The sequence below is a fragment of the Stappia sp. TSB10GB4 genome (assembly GCF_900185745.1).
Lineage (GTDB): Bacteria > Pseudomonadota > Alphaproteobacteria > Rhizobiales > Stappiaceae > Stappia.
Window position 1 is genome coordinate 30,544 of the sequence record NZ_FYAV01000077.1, and the last position, 14,114, is coordinate 44,657.

The 14,114-nt window shown below is 69.2% G+C and carries 13 protein-coding genes and 1 riboswitch; of the genes, 2 read left to right on the forward strand and 11 right to left on the reverse strand.

What is annotated here, in order from left to right; all coding sequences use genetic code 11:
• Positions 1-4 precede the first annotated feature (4 nt).
• Positions 5-784, forward strand: coding sequence for an SDR family NAD(P)-dependent oxidoreductase (locus TSB10GB4_RS21980; RefSeq protein WP_186397492.1), 780 nt, complete (start codon positions 5-7; stop codon positions 782-784).
• A 212-nt stretch (positions 785-996) separates the two neighbouring features.
• Here the strand turns inward: TSB10GB4_RS21980 and lpdA are convergent, their stop codons facing one another.
• From lpdA to TSB10GB4_RS22005, 5 genes are all read right to left on the reverse strand, one after another.
• Positions 997-2,385, reverse strand: coding sequence for a dihydrolipoyl dehydrogenase (gene lpdA / locus TSB10GB4_RS21985; protein ID WP_186397493.1), 1,389 nt, complete (start codon positions 2,383-2,385; stop codon positions 997-999).
• Between the two features lie 4 nt (positions 2,386-2,389).
• Entirely contained in the window at positions 2,390-3,688 is a 1,299-nt protein-coding gene (locus TSB10GB4_RS21990) for a dihydrolipoamide acetyltransferase family protein (protein WP_186397494.1), read from the reverse strand.
• 4 nt (positions 3,689-3,692) lie between these two features.
• Positions 3,693-4,706 carry an alpha-ketoacid dehydrogenase subunit beta gene (locus TSB10GB4_RS21995; protein ID WP_186397495.1) on the reverse strand — a complete coding sequence of 338 codons (1,014 nt, stop codon included), beginning with the start codon at positions 4,704-4,706 and terminating at the stop codon, positions 3,693-3,695.
• A gap of 1 nt (position 4,707) precedes the next feature.
• Positions 4,708-5,940, reverse strand: a complete 1,233-nt coding sequence (locus TSB10GB4_RS22000; RefSeq protein ID WP_186397496.1) for a 3-methyl-2-oxobutanoate dehydrogenase (2-methylpropanoyl-transferring) subunit alpha — start codon at positions 5,938-5,940, stop codon at positions 4,708-4,710.
• A gap of 63 nt (positions 5,941-6,003) precedes the next feature.
• Positions 6,004-7,155, reverse strand: a complete 1,152-nt coding sequence (locus TSB10GB4_RS22005) for an acyl-CoA dehydrogenase family protein (protein ID WP_186397497.1) — start codon at positions 7,153-7,155, stop codon at positions 6,004-6,006.
• Positions 7,156-7,322: 167 nt separating this feature from the next.
• On the opposite strand from TSB10GB4_RS22005, the gene TSB10GB4_RS22010 reads away from it, so the two are divergent.
• A complete protein-coding gene (locus TSB10GB4_RS22010; protein ID WP_186389671.1) occupies positions 7,323-7,808 on the forward strand; it encodes an Lrp/AsnC family transcriptional regulator in 486 nt (161 codons plus the stop codon).
• A 9-nt stretch (positions 7,809-7,817) separates the two neighbouring features.
• On the opposite strand, the gene TSB10GB4_RS22015 is transcribed toward TSB10GB4_RS22010, so the two are convergent.
• The 6 genes from TSB10GB4_RS22015 to TSB10GB4_RS22040 all read right to left on the reverse strand — a co-directional run bounded on the left by TSB10GB4_RS22015 (position 7,818) and on the right by TSB10GB4_RS22040 (position 13,475).
• Positions 7,818-8,795: an iron ABC transporter permease gene (locus TSB10GB4_RS22015; RefSeq protein ID WP_186397498.1), complete on the reverse strand. Its 978-nt coding sequence runs from the start codon at positions 8,793-8,795 to the stop codon at positions 7,818-7,820.
• Positions 8,796-8,798: 3 nt separating this feature from the next.
• A complete protein-coding gene (locus TSB10GB4_RS22020) occupies positions 8,799-9,761 on the reverse strand; it encodes an ABC transporter substrate-binding protein (RefSeq protein WP_186397499.1) in 963 nt (320 codons plus the stop codon).
• Positions 9,762-9,824: 63 nt separating this feature from the next.
• Positions 9,825-10,688 carry an ABC transporter ATP-binding protein gene (locus TSB10GB4_RS22025; protein WP_186397500.1) on the reverse strand — a complete coding sequence of 288 codons (864 nt, stop codon included), beginning with the start codon at positions 10,686-10,688 and terminating at the stop codon, positions 9,825-9,827.
• A complete protein-coding gene (locus TSB10GB4_RS22030) occupies positions 10,685-11,134 on the reverse strand; it encodes a DUF1636 domain-containing protein (RefSeq protein WP_186397501.1) in 450 nt (149 codons plus the stop codon). Before TSB10GB4_RS22030 ends, TSB10GB4_RS22025 begins: the two co-directional genes overlap by 4 nt.
• A gap of 27 nt (positions 11,135-11,161) precedes the next feature.
• Positions 11,162-11,414: riboswitch (cobalamin riboswitch) on the reverse strand.
• 55 nt (positions 11,415-11,469) lie between these two features.
• Complete coding sequence (locus TSB10GB4_RS22035) at positions 11,470-12,675, reverse strand: GTP-binding protein (RefSeq protein WP_186397502.1); 1,206 nt, start codon at positions 12,673-12,675, stop codon at positions 11,470-11,472.
• A 74-nt stretch (positions 12,676-12,749) separates the two neighbouring features.
• Entirely contained in the window at positions 12,750-13,475 is a 726-nt protein-coding gene (locus TSB10GB4_RS22040; protein WP_186397503.1) for a DUF4198 domain-containing protein, read from the reverse strand.
• Positions 13,476-14,114: the final 639 nt, after the last annotated feature.

Below are 14,114 nucleotides of genomic sequence, written 5' to 3' on the forward strand. Positions count from 1 at the left end.
GCGTATGACACTCGGATTACGGTCGCTGGAGGACCGCTGCTATATCGTCACCGGCGGGGCCTCGGGCATCGGCCTTGCCGCCGCCCGCTGGCTGCTGGCGCGCGGCGCAGAGGTTGCCCTGCTCGACATGTCGCGCGAGGCGCTCGACAAGGCGATCGCCGACCTTTCCGCCGAGGGCGACGGCGCCTCCGATCGCCTGTTCGGCGCCCGCGCCGACATTCGCGACGAGGGCAGCCTGCAACTCGCCTTCGAGGGCATCCAGGAGCGGTTCGGCCGGCCGCTGTCGGGCCTTGTCAATTCCGCCGGCATCGCCCGCGCCGTGCCGTTCCGCGAGACCGACGCGGAGCTGATGCGCCTGGTGCTCGACGTCAACGTGATCGGCACCTTCCTCGCCGTGCGCGCCTTCGTGGCGGCCGAGCGCGAGCCGGACGCCGCCATCGTCAACATCGCCTCGGTGTCGGGCCTGATCGGCAATTCGCTGCGCACCGCCTATGGCGCCTCCAAGGGCGCGGTGGTGACGATGACCAAGGTGATGGCGGGCGAACTCACCGCGCTCGGCATCCGCGTCAACGCGGTGGCGCCGGGGCCGATCAGCACGCCGCTGCTCGACGGGCTGCACAGCGATGCCGCGCGCCAGGCCTGGATTGACCGCATTCCGCAGCGCCGCTACGGCGCGCCGGAAGAGGTCGCCGAGGCCATCGGCTTCCTGCTGTCGCCGGCCGCCAGCTTCGTCACCGGCGAGGTGCTGGTGGTCGATGGCGGCTTCCTGTCGGCCGGCATTTAGAGACCGGGGCAGACAACACGAGCTCCCCCGCCGGTTTCGCAAGATGCGGGCCGGCGGATCGCGACGAGCCGGGAGGGGCGTCACGGAACCGCGCCGCAGGTTCCAACGGCCCGCCCGCCCCGCCGCAGGAAAGGCCCGCGTCCCGGAAGGGGCGCGGGCCATTTCGTTACAAGGACAGGAAGCGCGGCCCGTGAGGCCGCCCCCGCCGCTCGTCAGATATGCAGCGCGTGGCCGAGCGCGGCAAGGCACGCTTCCTGCAATCCCTCGCTCTGGGTCGGGTGGGCATGGATCACCGCGCCGATGTCGTCGATCCGCGCCCCCATCTCGATGGCGATGGAGAACGCCGCGGAGAGTTCCGAAACGCCGCGGCCGACCGCCTGCAGCCCGAGGATCAAGCCGTCCTCCTTGCGCGCGACGACGCGCACGAAGCCGTCCTCCGCCTCCATCGTCATGGCGCGGCCATTGGCGGCGAAGGGGAACTGCCCCGTCGTCACCGCGCCGCCCTGTTTCTTTGCCTCGTCCGGCGACAGGCCGCAGGTGACGATTTCCGGGTCGGTGAAGCACACCGCCGGGATGCAGCGCTTGTCCCAGCTCCGCGCGTGGCCGGCGACGATCTCGGCCACCATCTCGCCCTGCGCCATGGCGCGGTGCGCCAGCATCGGCTCGCCGGTGACATCGCCGACGGCGAAGACACCCTGCATCGAGGTCCGGCAGCGGTCGTCGACGCGCAGGAACGGCCCGTCGGTGGCCAGTCCCAGGCTGGCGATATTGGCGCTGTCGGAGCGCGGCCGGCGGCCGACGGTGACCAGCACCTTGTCGGCGGCGATCTCGCGCTCGCTACCCTCGGCGCTCTCGACCAGGAGGCCCTTGTCGCCGAGCCCCTTCGCCTTGGTCGCCAGCAGCACCTCGATGCCGAGCGCCTGCAGCGACTTCAGCACGGGGCGGGTGAGGGCGCTGTCATATTGCGGCAGGATCCGCTCCGCCGCCTCGACCACGGTGACCCTGGCGCCGAGCTTGGCGAAGGCGGTGCCGATTTCCAGGCCGATATAGCCGCCGCCGACGACGCAGAGCCTCTCCGGCAGGCTGCGCAGCGACAGCGCCTCGCTGGAGCCGATCACCTTGCCGCCGAACGGCAGGAACGGCAGTTCGACCGGCGCCGATCCGGTGGCGATCACCACCTGTTCGGCGCGGATCTGCACCGAGGTGTCGCCGGTCGTCACCTTGACGGTCTTGCCGTCCTGGAAGGTCGCCTTGCCGGCGATCAGCCGCACGCCGGACTTCTTCAAGAGGCCGGCGACGCCGGCATTCAGCCGGGCGACGATGCCGTTCTTCCAGTCGATGGTGGCGGACAGGTCGATCTGCGGCGAGGCGACCGTGATGCCGAGCGGCGAGCTGCCGCCGAACTGCGACAGCTTGTGGAACTCCTCGGCCGCGTGGATCAGGGCCTTGGAGGGGATGCATCCGACATTGAGGCAGGTGCCGCCCGGCTTCTGCTCGTCGACGATGACGGTGTCGATGCCGAGCTGGCCGGCGCGGATGCCGCAGACATAGCCGCCGGGACCGGCGCCGATGATCAGCAGCTTGCAGGTCATGTCGCTCATGGGCTCAGTCCTCGACGAAGATCAGGGCAGGGGTTTCCAGCAGCGACTTCAGCTTCTGGACGAAGACGGCGGCATCCCAGCCGTCGATCACGCGGTGATCGAAGGAGCAGGAGATGTTCATCACCTTGCGCGGCTGGAACTCCTTGCCGTCCCACAAGGGGCGCACCGCCATCTTGTTGATGCCGACGATCGCCACCTCCGGGTGGTTGATGATCGGCGTCGTGGCGATGGCGCCGAGCGGCCCCAGCGAGGTGATGGTGATGGTCGAACCGGACAGTTCCTCGCGGCTCGCCTTGCCCTCGCGCGCGGCCTCGGCGAGGCGCGCGACCTCGGCCGCGCAATCCCACACCGAGCGCGCCTCCGTGTGGCGGGCGACCGGCACGGTCAGCCCCGCCGGGGTCTGCGTCGCGATGCCGATATGCACGCCGTCATACTGGCGCACCACGCCGGCCTCGTCGTCGTAGAGCGCGTTCATCTCCGGCTGCTCGCGCACCGCCATGACGATGGCGCGCATGACGAAGGGCAAGAGGGTCAGCTTGCCGCGGCCCGCCGCATGCACGGCGTTGAGCTGGCCGCGCAGCTCCTCCAGCGCGGTGACGTCGACCTCCTCGACGATGGTGATATGCGGGATGCGCGACTTCGACAGCGCCATCTTTTCGGCGATGCGCCGGCGCATGCCGACCACCTTGACGTCGCGGGTGCCGAGCGCCGGCATGCGCCCGCTCTGGCGCGCGGTCGGCGGCCCGTGCTCGATATAGGCGTCGAGATCCTCGTGCAGGATGCGGCCCGCCGGGCCCGATCCGCCGACCATGCGCAGGTCGATGCCGGCGTCCTGCGCGCGCCGGCGCACCGCCGGCGAGGCGAGCGGCTTCTCGCCGGCGGCAAGCGGACGATGCGCGGCCGCCGGCCGGCCTGCCTGAGACTGAGGCTGCGATTGGGGTTGGGCCTTGGCTTCGGATTTTTCCTTGGCCGGCGCAGGCTTTTCCGGCGCGGGCGCCTCGGCCTCGGTCTTCGCCTCCGCCGCCCTGGGCGCCTCGGCCGCGGCGGCGTCGTTGCCCTCGCCCTCCACCTCGATCTGGATGAATTTCGCGCCGATGGCGATCACGTCGCCCGGCTCGCCGCACAGCCACACGACCTTGCCGGCGACCGTCGAGGGGATCTCGACTGCCGCCTTGTCGGTCATCACGGTGCCGAGCACGTCCTCGTCCTGGACCTCGTCGCCGATGGCGACGTTCCACTCGGTCAGTTCCGCCTCGGCGATGCCTTCGCCGATATCGGGAAGGGTGATGGTGAAGATACCCATGGACTCAGCCCTCCAGAACCTGCGCGAAGGCGCGCTTGATCCGCTCGGGACCCGGAAAATAGGTCCACTCCTGCGCATGCGGATAGGGCGTGTCCCAGCCCGTCACGCGGACGATCGGCGCCTCCAGATGATAGAAGCAGCTCTCCTGCACCACCGCGCTCAGCTCCGCGCCGAAGCCGGAGGTCTTGGTCGCCTCGTGGATGATGACGCAGCGCCCGGTCTTCCTCACCGAGGCCTCGATGGTCTCCAGGTCCAGCGGCAGCAGCGTGCGCAGGTCGATGATCTCCGCGTCGACGCCCGCTTCCTCCGCCGCCGCCTGGGCGACGAAGACCATGGTGCCATAGGCCAGCACGGTCAGCGCCGAGCCCTCGCGGCGGATCTTCGCCTTGCCCAGCGGCACGGTGAAATAGTCCTCGCTGACATCGCCGAGCTCGTGGTTCTTCCACGAGACGACGGGCCGGTCGTGATGGCCATCGAAGGGACCGTTATAGAGCCGCTTCGGTTCCAGGAAGATCACCGGATCCGGATCCTCGATGGAGGCGAGCAGCAGGCCCTTGGCATCGCGCGGGTTGGACGGCACCACAACCTTGAGGCCGGCGACATGGGTGAACAGCGCCTCCGGGCTCTGGCTGTGGGTCTGGCCGCCGAAGATGCCGCCGCCTGTCGGCATGCGGATCACCATCGGGCAGGTGAACTGGCCGGCGGAGCGGTGGCGCATGCGCGCCGCCTCGCTGACGATCTGGTCATAGGCCGGGTACATGTAGTCGGCGAACTGGATCTCGACGACCGGCTTCAGGCCATAGGCGCACATGCCGACGGCGGCGCCGACAATGCCGTTCTCGCTGATCGGCGCGTCGAAGCAGCGGTTGCTGCCGTATTTCTTCTGCAGCCCGGCGGTGCAGCGGAACACGCCGCCGAAATAGCCGACATCCTCGCCGAACACGACGACCCGCTTGTCCCGCTCCATGGCGAGATCGTGGGCGTTGCGGATCGCCTCGATCATGGTCATCCGTGCCATGTCAGAACCCCGCTTCCTGGCGCTGGCGCTGGAGATGCGGCGGCATCTGCGCATAGACATCGTCGAACATCGCCCGCGGCGAGGGCTTGCGCCCGGAGATCAGCGTGCCGTTGGCCTCCGCCTGTTTCTGGCAGGCGCGCACCTCATCGGTGATCTCGGCCAGCGCCTGGGTGTGGCGCTCCTCCGACCACTCGCCGATGGTGACGAGATGCCGCTTCAAGCGGTCGATCGGCTCGCCCAGCGGCCAGGCGCTGAACTCCTCCTTCGAGCGATAGGCGGAGGGATCGTCCGAGGTCGAGTGGCCGCCGGCGCGATAGGTGACATGCTCGATCAAGGTCGGGCCGAGGCCCGAGCGGGCCCGCTCCGCCGCCCAGCTCGCCACCGCATGGACGGCGAGATAGTCGTTGCCGTCGACCCGGATCGAGGGGATGCCGAAACCGTGGCCGCGCGCGGCGAAGGTGACGGCGCCGCCCCGCGCCATGCCCTGAAAGGTGGAGATCGCCCACTGGTTGTTGACGATGTTGAGGATCACCGGCGCCTTGTAGCTGGAGGCGAAGACCATCGCGGCGTGGAAATCGCTCTCCGAGGTCGAGCCGTCGCCGATCCAGCCGGCGGCGATCCGCGTGTCGTTGGAGATCGCCGAGGCCATCGCCCAGCCGACCGCCTGGATGAACTGCGTGCCGAGATTGCCCGAGATGGTGAAGAAGCCGTGGTCGCGCGCCGAATACATCACCGGGAGCTGGCGCCCCTTCAGCGGGTCGGCGGCGTTGGAGTAGATCTGGTTCATCATGTCGGTCATCGGATAACCGCCGGCGATCAGCAGCCCCGCCTGCCGGTAGGTGGGGAAGTGCATGTCGCCGTCTTCCAGCGCCATGCGGAAGGCGCAGGAGACCGCTTCCTCGCCCAGATGCTGCATGTAGAAGCTGGTCTTGCCCTGGCGCTGCGCCTTCAGCATCCGCTCGTCGAACTGGCGCAGCGTCATCATGTGGCGCAGGCCCTTGCGCAGCGCCTCGGCGTCCAGCAGCCCGGCCCAGGGGCCGACCGCCTCGCCGGCCTTGTTCAGCACGCGCACGACCGAGAAGGCCATGTCGCGCATGTCCTCCGGCGCCTCAATGATGGCCGGGCGGCGCACCGCGCCGGCGCGCGGGATCTCGAAATCGGAGAAGTCCGGCGTGTCGCCCGGCCGGCAGCCGGGCTCGGGAACATGCAGGGACAGCGGTCGTGGAGCGGTCATGGAAACTCCTTCGTCGACAGTAGCAATTCCGGTCGGCGCGCGGGCCGCGCGCCGCGGGGGCAGTCAGGATCGGTCGCGCTCGGCCAGCATGGCACGGGCGACGATCACGCGCATGATCTCGTTGGTGCCTTCCAGGATCTGGTGCACGCGCAGGTCGCGGACGATCTTCTCGATGCCGTAATCCTCGAGATAGCCGTAGCCGCCGAGCATCTGCAGCGCGTCGTTGGCGACACGGAACGCGGTGTCGGTGACGAAGCGCTTGGCCATGGCGCAATATTTGGTGGCGTCGGGTGCGCCCTCATCCAGCTTCCACGCCGCCTGGCGCAGGAAGACGCGCGCGGCCTGCAATTCGGTCTCCATGTCGGCGAGGCGGAACTGCAGCCCCTGGAACTGGTCGATGGTCTTGCCGAAGGCCTTGCGCTCGCCCATGTAGCGAGTCGCCGCGGTCAGCGCTCCTTGCGCGCCGCCGAGCGCGCAGGCGGCGATGTTCAGCCGGCCGCCGTCGAGACCCTTCATCGCATAGGCGAAGCCCCTGCCTTCCTCGCCGAGCAGGTTTTCCGCCGGCACCGGGCAGTCGTCGAACTGCACCTGGGCGGTCGGCTGCGCCTTCCAGCCCATCTTGTGCTCCGCCGCGCCGAAGGACAGGCCTTCGCTGCCGTCCTCGACCACCAGCGTCGAGATGCCCTTCGGCCCGTCCTCGCCGGTCCGGCACATCACCACATAGACGTCGGAATAGCCACCGCCGGAGATGAAGGCCTTGCTGCCGTTCAGCACATAGCCTTCGTTGGAGCGCGCCGCGCGGGTGCGCAGCGCCGCCGCGTCCGATCCCGAGCCCGGCTCGGTCAGGCAGTAGGAGGCGATGCTTTCCATGCTCGAGAGCGGGGCGAGGAAGCGCGCGCGCAACGCCTCGCTGCCATAGGCGGCGATCATGCCGGCGCACATGTTGTGGATCGAGATGAAGGCGGCGACGGAGGGGCAGGCCTCGGCCAGCGCCTCGAAGACCAGCACCGCGTCGAGCCGGGTCAACCCGGTGCCGCCATACTCCTCCGGCACATAGATCGCGCCGAAGCCGAGTTCGCCCGCCTGGCGCAGCATCTCGCGGGGAATGGTGCCGGCCTTTTCCCAGGCATAGGCATTGGGCGCGATGGCCTGCCGGCCAAAGTCGCGGGCCATGTCGAAAATGAGGGTCTGTTCCTCTGACAGCGCGAAATCCATGGGTGGCGCCTCCCCGCCTGCAATGCCGCCGGCGTCTCGCTGCCCTCGTGGCGGGGCGCGTTCGACGGCCGGGTATTCCGATAGTATTGCCCGCCATGGGCGAAATTTCATGCTGATTTTGCTTCGATTTTGCGACAGCGTGAAATATCCTTCTGCTCTGAGCCGATATGCAGGAGGAAACTGTTGTGCCGCGACAGCTTGATGACATCGACCGCCGTATCCTCAAGGCACTGGTCGCCAACGGCCGCCTGTCCAACACCGAACTGGCGCGCGAGGTCGGCCTGTCGCCGAGCCCGTGCTGGCAGCGGGTGCGGCGGCTGGAGGAGGAGGGGGTGATTTCCGGCTACACGGCGGTGCTCGACCACGAGGCGCTCGGCGTCGGCGAGACGGTGATGATCGAGGTCTCGCTGGAGCGGCACGATCCGGAAGCGCTGGAGGGCTTCGGCAAGGCGATGGCGGAGATCCCGGAGGTGCTGGAGGTCTACCTGATGGCCGGCGATTGCGATTATTTCGTCAAGGTCGCGGCGAGCGGCACCAAGGGCGTGGAGGAATTCCTGCGCGAGCGGCTGTTCCCGATCCCGGGCCTGCGCCACTCCAAGTCCAGCTTCTCGCTGCGCTGCCTGAAGAAGGTGACGTCCTGCGTTCCCGGCTGAGGCGGGCGCTCACGGCTCGCGGGTCAGCAGGGCGAGCACGAAGACGGCGCCGAGCGAGGTGGTGACAATGCCGATCGGCAGTTCCTGCGGCGCCAGCAGGGTGCGCGCGGCGATGTCGCTGACCAGCAGCAGCGCCGCGCCGGTGATTGCTGCCACCGGCACGAAGCGGCCATGCATCGGCCCGGCGAGGGCGCGGGCGATATGCGGCACCATCAGCCCGACGAAGCCGATGACGCCGCTGATCGATACGAAGGCGGCGGTGGCAAAAGCGCAGACGAGAAAGGTCGTGCGCCGCAGCGCCACCACGTCGACGCCGAGCGTGCGCGCGGTGTCCTCGCCGGCCAGCAGCGCGTCGAACTTGCGGTGGCGGGCGAAGGCGAAGCCGAGGATCGCGGCAAGGCCGATCGCCGCGACCGGCAGCAGGTCCCAGCGGGCAAGGCCGAGCCCGCCGAGCGTCCAGAACAGCACCGAATGGGCGGCGCGCTGGTCGCCGGCAAAGACCAGGTAATTGGTCAGCGCCATGAACAGGAACGAGACCGCGAGCCCCGCCAGCACCAGTCGCGCCGGCCCCCGGTCGCCGAGCCTTGCGATCAGCACCAGCACGATGCTTGATGCCGCCATGCCGCCGGCAAAGGCGGCGAGCGGCAGCGTCCACAGGCCGAGCAGGTCGCCGGTGACGGTGATCACCAGCACCGCCCCGGCCGCCGCGCCCGAGGACAGGCCGAACAGGAACGGATCGGCGAGGTCGTTGCGCGTCGTCGTCTGCAGCAGGCAGCCGACCGTGCCGAGCCCGGCGCCGACCAGCAGCGCCAGCAGCGCGCGCGGCAGGCGCAGGTCCATGATGATGCGCGCCGTCGGCCCGTCGCCGCCGGCCAGCGCCTCGATCACCGCGCGCATCGGCAGCGGCGTCGAGCCGATGGCAATGGCGGCCACCAGCAGCACGATGACCGCCAGCAGGCCGCCCGTCAGGACCAGCGCCAGCCGCATGGCTCAGAACGCCTGCGGATGCATCGCCCGGGCGAGCTGCTCGATGCCGTCGACATTCGCCGGCCCCGGCGTCAGTTCCTCATAGCGCAGAGGCAGATAGCGGGCGTTCTTCACAGCCTCGGTCTGGCTCATCACCGGATGGGCTTCCAGGAAGGCGCGCAGCTTGTCCGCCCCGCCGCCGTCCTGATAGTCGAGCAGGATGATGAACTGCGGATCGGCCGCCGCCACCGCCTCCCACGAGGTGGTGCCCCAGCTCGTCTCCATGTCGGCGGTGACGTTGCGCCCGCCGGCGGCCTCGATCATCGCCGTCGGCATGGCATAGCGGCCGGCGGTGAACGGCTTGTCCTCGCCGGAATCGTAGAGGAACACCTTCATGTCGCGGGTTTCGCCGATGCGCGCGGTAAGCTCCGTCATCCGCGCCTTCCAGCCATCGACCAGCGCCTGCGCCTCCGCCTCCTTGCCGAAGATCGTGCCGAGCCGCAGCATGTCGTCATAGAGCAGGTCGAGCGAGGCGGCGGGCCGCGCCTTGTCGAGATGGATGCAGCTTTCGGTGAGGATCAGCGTCTTGATGCCGTGCGGCGCCAGCGTGTCGGGGGTGACGTCGCCGCCCGGCTTCATGCCGTAATACCAGCCGGCGAAGAACAGGTCCGGGCTGGCGGCGACGAGGTTTTCCAGCGTCGGATATTTCGGCGCGATCTCGGGGATGTCGCCGCGCTTGCGTTCGAACTCTTCGCTGGTCTTGTACCAGCCGCTGATGCCGCTGACGCCGACCATGCGGTCCTGCAGGCCGAGCGCGAAGGCCATCTCGCTCATGTTGATGTCCTGCACCACCATGCGCTCGGGCGCGGCCTCGAAGGTCAGCGGCGTGCCGCAATTGTCGACGGTGACGGGAAAGGCGAGGGCCGGCGCGGCACAGGCCATCGCGGCAGCGAAAACGGCAAGAGGCTTGAGGCCGGATTTCTTCATGGGGGACAGGCTCCTGGTGAGGATGAAAACCGTGAAAACGCTGAGAAGAGACGAGGGCGGGGCTCAGCCGCGCGTTGCCACCGCGCGCAGATGCGGAGCGCCGGCTGTGTCGCCCGCCGCGCCCGCGCCGAACCGCCCCTCGATGGGGATGTCCAGCACGCTGATCTGGCGCGCCTCCAGCGGATGCGGCATCCGGTAGAGGTCGACGCTGAACACCGCGCGCACCCGCTCGCTCGACAGCACCTCGACCGGATGGCCGTGCGCGACGAGCTGCCCGCCCTGGATCAGCGCCACATGGCTGGCGAAGGCCTCGATCAAGGTCAGGTCGTGCAGCGCCGCCACCACGGTGATGCCGAGGCCGGAGACGAGGCTGAGCAGCTCGCCGCGCGCCAGCGGGTCGAGATGGTTGGTCGGCTCGTCCAGCACCAGGATGCGCGGGCGCTGGCAGACGGCGCGGGCGATCTTCGCCCGCTGGCGTTCGCCGCCGGAAATCTCGCCCATCCGCCGGCCGGAAAGCCGCGTCAGGTCGGCCAGCGCCAGCGCCTCGTCGGTCGCGCGGGCACCGGCCTCGCGCCCGCCGGTGCGGTGATGCGGCAGGTGGCCGAGCGAGACATATTGCGAGACGGTCAGCCGGTCGCAGCTCTCCTCGCTCTGGCCGACATAGGCAATGACGCGGGCGCGCTCGGTGATCGGCACGTCGCGATAGGGCCGGCCGCCGAGCCGCATCTCGCCGCCGGTCGGCTCGCTCAGCCCGGCGATCAGCCGGATCAAGGTCGACTTGCCGGCGCCGTTCGGCCCGGCAAGGACGAGGATCTCGCCGTCATGCACATGCAGCGAGAGGTCGGACAGGAGCGCATCCGCGCCGCGCGGCCGGTAGCCGACCTTTCGCAGCTCCAGCACCACCGGGGTTCCGCTGCGATGGCTCATGCGCCGTCCCTCCGGTCCGCTGCCCCGAGGGCGGGAGCGGGCAGGGCGGGCATGCGCGCCAGCGTCTTGCCCTTCAGCCCCTCGGGCCGCTGCAGCGACGAGCACCAGCCGTCGTCCAGCTCGCCATATTGCCGGGCGAAGGCGACAAGCGTTGCCACGTCCCGCGCCGGCTCGATGTCGCCGAAGAGATAGCTCGCCTTGCCGTCCGCCTGATAGGCGACCGTGCAGGGGCGCGAGCAGCCGGCCATGCAGGCCGCGCCCGCCACCTCGAACGGCGCGGCGCCGTCCCCGGCGAGCGCGGCGCTCAAGGTCTCGATCAGATCCGCGCCCGGCTGCTCGCGCGTTTGCGGATCGCGGCAGGTGGTGCACACGGTGATGCGGTGCCGGCGCGGCAGGTTGCGGGTAAGGGCCGCCGATGGGCCGAAGAGGGACTCGTTGTGTGTCATGGCTACCTTCCCGGAACACCCCGTCCGGTCGTCGTTGCGGGAGATGGCAGGTCTCCTGGCTCGCGGGTCCGGCCCGGCCGCGCCTTCCCGCCCGGCTTCGGGCAGTGGCATCGTGCGGCAGGGCCTGGGCCGCCCGCCCTTCAGTGAAGGACGTCGGCCCCGGCCGCTTACAGTTGCGGGGGCAGCCACGGTCTTGGCCCCTGATGGGTACGCCGCACCGTGTTCCCTTTTCATGCCTCCGGCGCTTCGGCCTTCGGCAACCATCGCCGCCAAACTGGCAGATGACGGGCACCGCTTCAAGGCCAATCGCGGACGGCCGGCCCGCAAGGTCCGGTTCAGGCCGCCGCGCTGCCCCAGGCGGGGAACGGGTCGTCGAGCCCGGTCCACTCTTCCGGGTGGAAGCCGTCCGCCCCGACCAGCGCCGCATCGAGTTCCGTGCGGATCGCCGCTTCATCCATGCCGCTCGTGCCGATGAAGACGATCTCCTGCCGCCGGTCGCCCCACACCGGATGCATGTAGGGCTCCATCGCCCGCCGCCAGTCCGGCGAATCCGGCCAGTGCTTGCGCGGCACCGCCGACCACCACAGCCCGCGCTTTTCGGTGGTGACGAAGGCGCCCGCCTGGCTGATCTCGCCGACGAAATGCGGCCGCGTCGCCAGCCAGAAGAAGCCCTTGGCGCGGATCACCCCCGGCCAGCTCTTCTGCACGAAGCGGTTCAGCGCGCGCGGCGCGAAGGGCTGGCGCGCCCGGTAGACGAAGGAGCGGATGCCGTATTCCTCCGTTTCCGGCACATGGTCGGCGAAGCCGTTCAGCTCCTTGAACCACAGCGGATGCTCATGCGCCTTGTCGAAGTCGAAGCGGCCGGTGCCGAGCACGTCGCGCAAGGGAACGGCGGAGCGGTCGGTCTCCATCACCACCGCGTCCGGGTTCAGCCCGCGCACGATCTGGCGCGCGGCGGCAAGGTCCTGCGGGCGGGCATCGCTCACCTTGTTGAGGATGATCGTGTCGGCGAACTCGATCTGGTCGACGAGCAGGTCGACCAGGGTCCGCTCGTCGTCCTCGCCGAGCGATTCGCCCCGGTCGGCGAGGAAGTCGGTGGAGCCGTAGTCCTTCAAGAGGTTTGCTGCGTCCACCACCGTCACCATCGAATCGAGCCGCGCCACGTCGCTCAGGCTCTCGCCCTCCTCGTCGCGGAACTCGAAGGTCGAGGCGACCGGCAGCGGCTCGGCAATGCCGGTGGATTCGATCACCAGATGGTCGAAGCGGCCTTCGCCGGCCAGCGTCTTGACCTCGCGCAACAGGTCCTCGCGCAGCGTGCAGCAGATGCAGCCATTGGTCATTTCGACCAGCCGCTCCTGGGTGCGCGAGACGTTGCCGCCGCCCTCGCGCACCAGGCTGGCGTCGATGTTCACCTCGCTCATGTCGTTGACGATGACGGCGACCCGCAGCCCTTCGCGGTTGTTGAGAATGTGGTTGAGCAGGGTGGTCTTGCCGGCGCCCAGAAAGCCGGACAGCACGGTAACGGGGAGGCGATTGTCCATCGTGAAAGAAGCTCCTGGCTGGTCGCGGGCCGGCAGGCGGCGCCGGCCCGCAATGGCGTGTCGGTCGGGCCCGGTCAGTGCTCGTGGTGGCCGAGGTTGAACGAGAGCGTGGAGAAATGGCTGATCCTGTCGGCCTTCTCCGGCTCGTCGGGCGCCTCGATGGCGGACACGGCGACGACGTTCAGTCCGTTGTTGCGCACCACGATGGTGGCCTTGCCGTCGGCGCCCGTGCGCACCGGCTCGGCCTCGGAGTCGGTGGTGTATTCCGTCGTCACCGGCGCATTGGCGAGCGGTTCGCCGTTCAGCAGCACCAGCACCTCCAGCAGATCGCCGGCATGCAGCTCCGTCGGGTCCTTGGCCGGCACGATCTCCAGTCTCAGCCCCTTGGGCAGGGCGGCGTCATGGGTGTGGCGCAGGATCGCCACCGTGTGCTTCAGCGAGCGCGAGGCCTGCTTGGCGCCGGGCACCTCGGACTTGGGCTTGTTGACCCATTTGCCGTCCGCTCCCTGGCTCCAATAGCCGTTGTCCATCGTCGCGATCAGGACCGGCGCCCGCTCGGGCATCGGCACCAGGGCATGGGTCTCCCGGTTCACCGGCGTGACCGGCACCGCCTGTTCGCCGTCATGGGCGGCAACGGCGGTGATCTTCGCCGGGTCGTAGGCCTCGTCGGAGGCGCCGTGACCGTAGACGATGGCAAGCTCGCCGTGACGCTGGGCGATCCAGATGCCGTGCGCCACCGCGTCGACGGCGCTGCCGGCGAACAGCAGCAGGGCGGCGGTTGCAAGAAGGGTGCGTTTCATTTTGTCCTCGTATGTTATTACATAACAGTGATGGTACCAAAAAAAGGCGGCCTAAACCGCAACGACCTCCCATCCCCTCGGCCGTCACCCCGCACGCAGCGAAGCGGAGATGCGGGGCCTATTGGTTGCCAGAGCGGCGGCGAGGACACCGGAACGTCTCCTCATCCTCCCGGACGGCGTTCGCTCTCACGCCATCTCCCCGCGTCCTCCCGCACGCTCCGCCCCTCCTCTCGTCATCCCGCACGCAGCGAAGCGGAGATGCGGGATCGGAGAGTCGAGGGCCTCTCGGCCACGCTCCCGAACGACGCCACGACCGCCGCGGCTCCCCGATCCCGGATCGTCGGCCTTCGGCCTCGTCCGGGATGACGCGGGAGGGGCTGAAGCGCAGGAGCAATTCCGCCAACGCTCTCCGCCTCACACCCGCCGAGGGTGCCAATGGCTCCCGGCTCTCCGGCTTCGCCTGCGGCCGGGATGACGTCCGAGAGAGCGGCACGACCTCCCATCCCCTCGGCCGTCATCAACTCATATCGTTGAGGTGGTCTCTCGTTCTGGCGTTGAGGATGACGACGATCTTTCGCATGAGGGCTGTGAGGGCGACGATTGGCTTCTTTCCGTTTGCGATCAGCCTGTGGAAGACGG

Bases quoted from the DNA above. Each gene is read 5' to 3' on its own strand.
- TSB10GB4_RS22015 (WP_186397498.1), bottom strand. From the start codon at position 8,795: ATGCGGCTGGCGCTGGTCCTGACGGGCGGCCTGCTGGCGGTCATCGTG.
- TSB10GB4_RS22025 (WP_186397500.1), bottom strand. From the start codon at position 10,688: ATGAGCCATCGCAGCGGAACCCCGGTGGTGCTGGAGCTGCGAAAGGTC.
- TSB10GB4_RS21980 (WP_186397492.1), top strand. From the start codon at position 5: ATGACACTCGGATTACGGTCGCTGGAGGACCGCTGCTATATCGTCACC.
- TSB10GB4_RS21990 (WP_186397494.1), bottom strand. From the start codon at position 3,688: ATGGGTATCTTCACCATCACCCTTCCCGATATCGGCGAAGGCATCGCC.
- TSB10GB4_RS22020 (WP_186397499.1), bottom strand. From the start codon at position 9,761: ATGAAGAAATCCGGCCTCAAGCCTCTTGCCGTTTTCGCTGCCGCGATG.
- TSB10GB4_RS22035 (WP_186397502.1), bottom strand. From the start codon at position 12,675: ATGGACAATCGCCTCCCCGTTACCGTGCTGTCCGGCTTTCTGGGCGCC.
- TSB10GB4_RS21995 (WP_186397495.1), bottom strand. From the start codon at position 4,706: ATGGCACGGATGACCATGATCGAGGCGATCCGCAACGCCCACGATCTC.
- TSB10GB4_RS22010 (WP_186389671.1), top strand. From the start codon at position 7,323: ATGCAGGAGGAAACTGTTGTGCCGCGACAGCTTGATGACATCGACCGC.
- TSB10GB4_RS22000 (WP_186397496.1), bottom strand. From the start codon at position 5,940: ATGACCGCTCCACGACCGCTGTCCCTGCATGTTCCCGAGCCCGGCTGC.
- TSB10GB4_RS22030 (WP_186397501.1), bottom strand. From the start codon at position 11,134: ATGACACACAACGAGTCCCTCTTCGGCCCATCGGCGGCCCTTACCCGC.
- TSB10GB4_RS22040 (WP_186397503.1), bottom strand. From the start codon at position 13,475: ATGAAACGCACCCTTCTTGCAACCGCCGCCCTGCTGCTGTTCGCCGGC.
- TSB10GB4_RS22005 (WP_186397497.1), bottom strand. From the start codon at position 7,155: ATGGATTTCGCGCTGTCAGAGGAACAGACCCTCATTTTCGACATGGCC.
- lpdA (WP_186397493.1), bottom strand. From the start codon at position 2,385: ATGAGCGACATGACCTGCAAGCTGCTGATCATCGGCGCCGGTCCCGGC.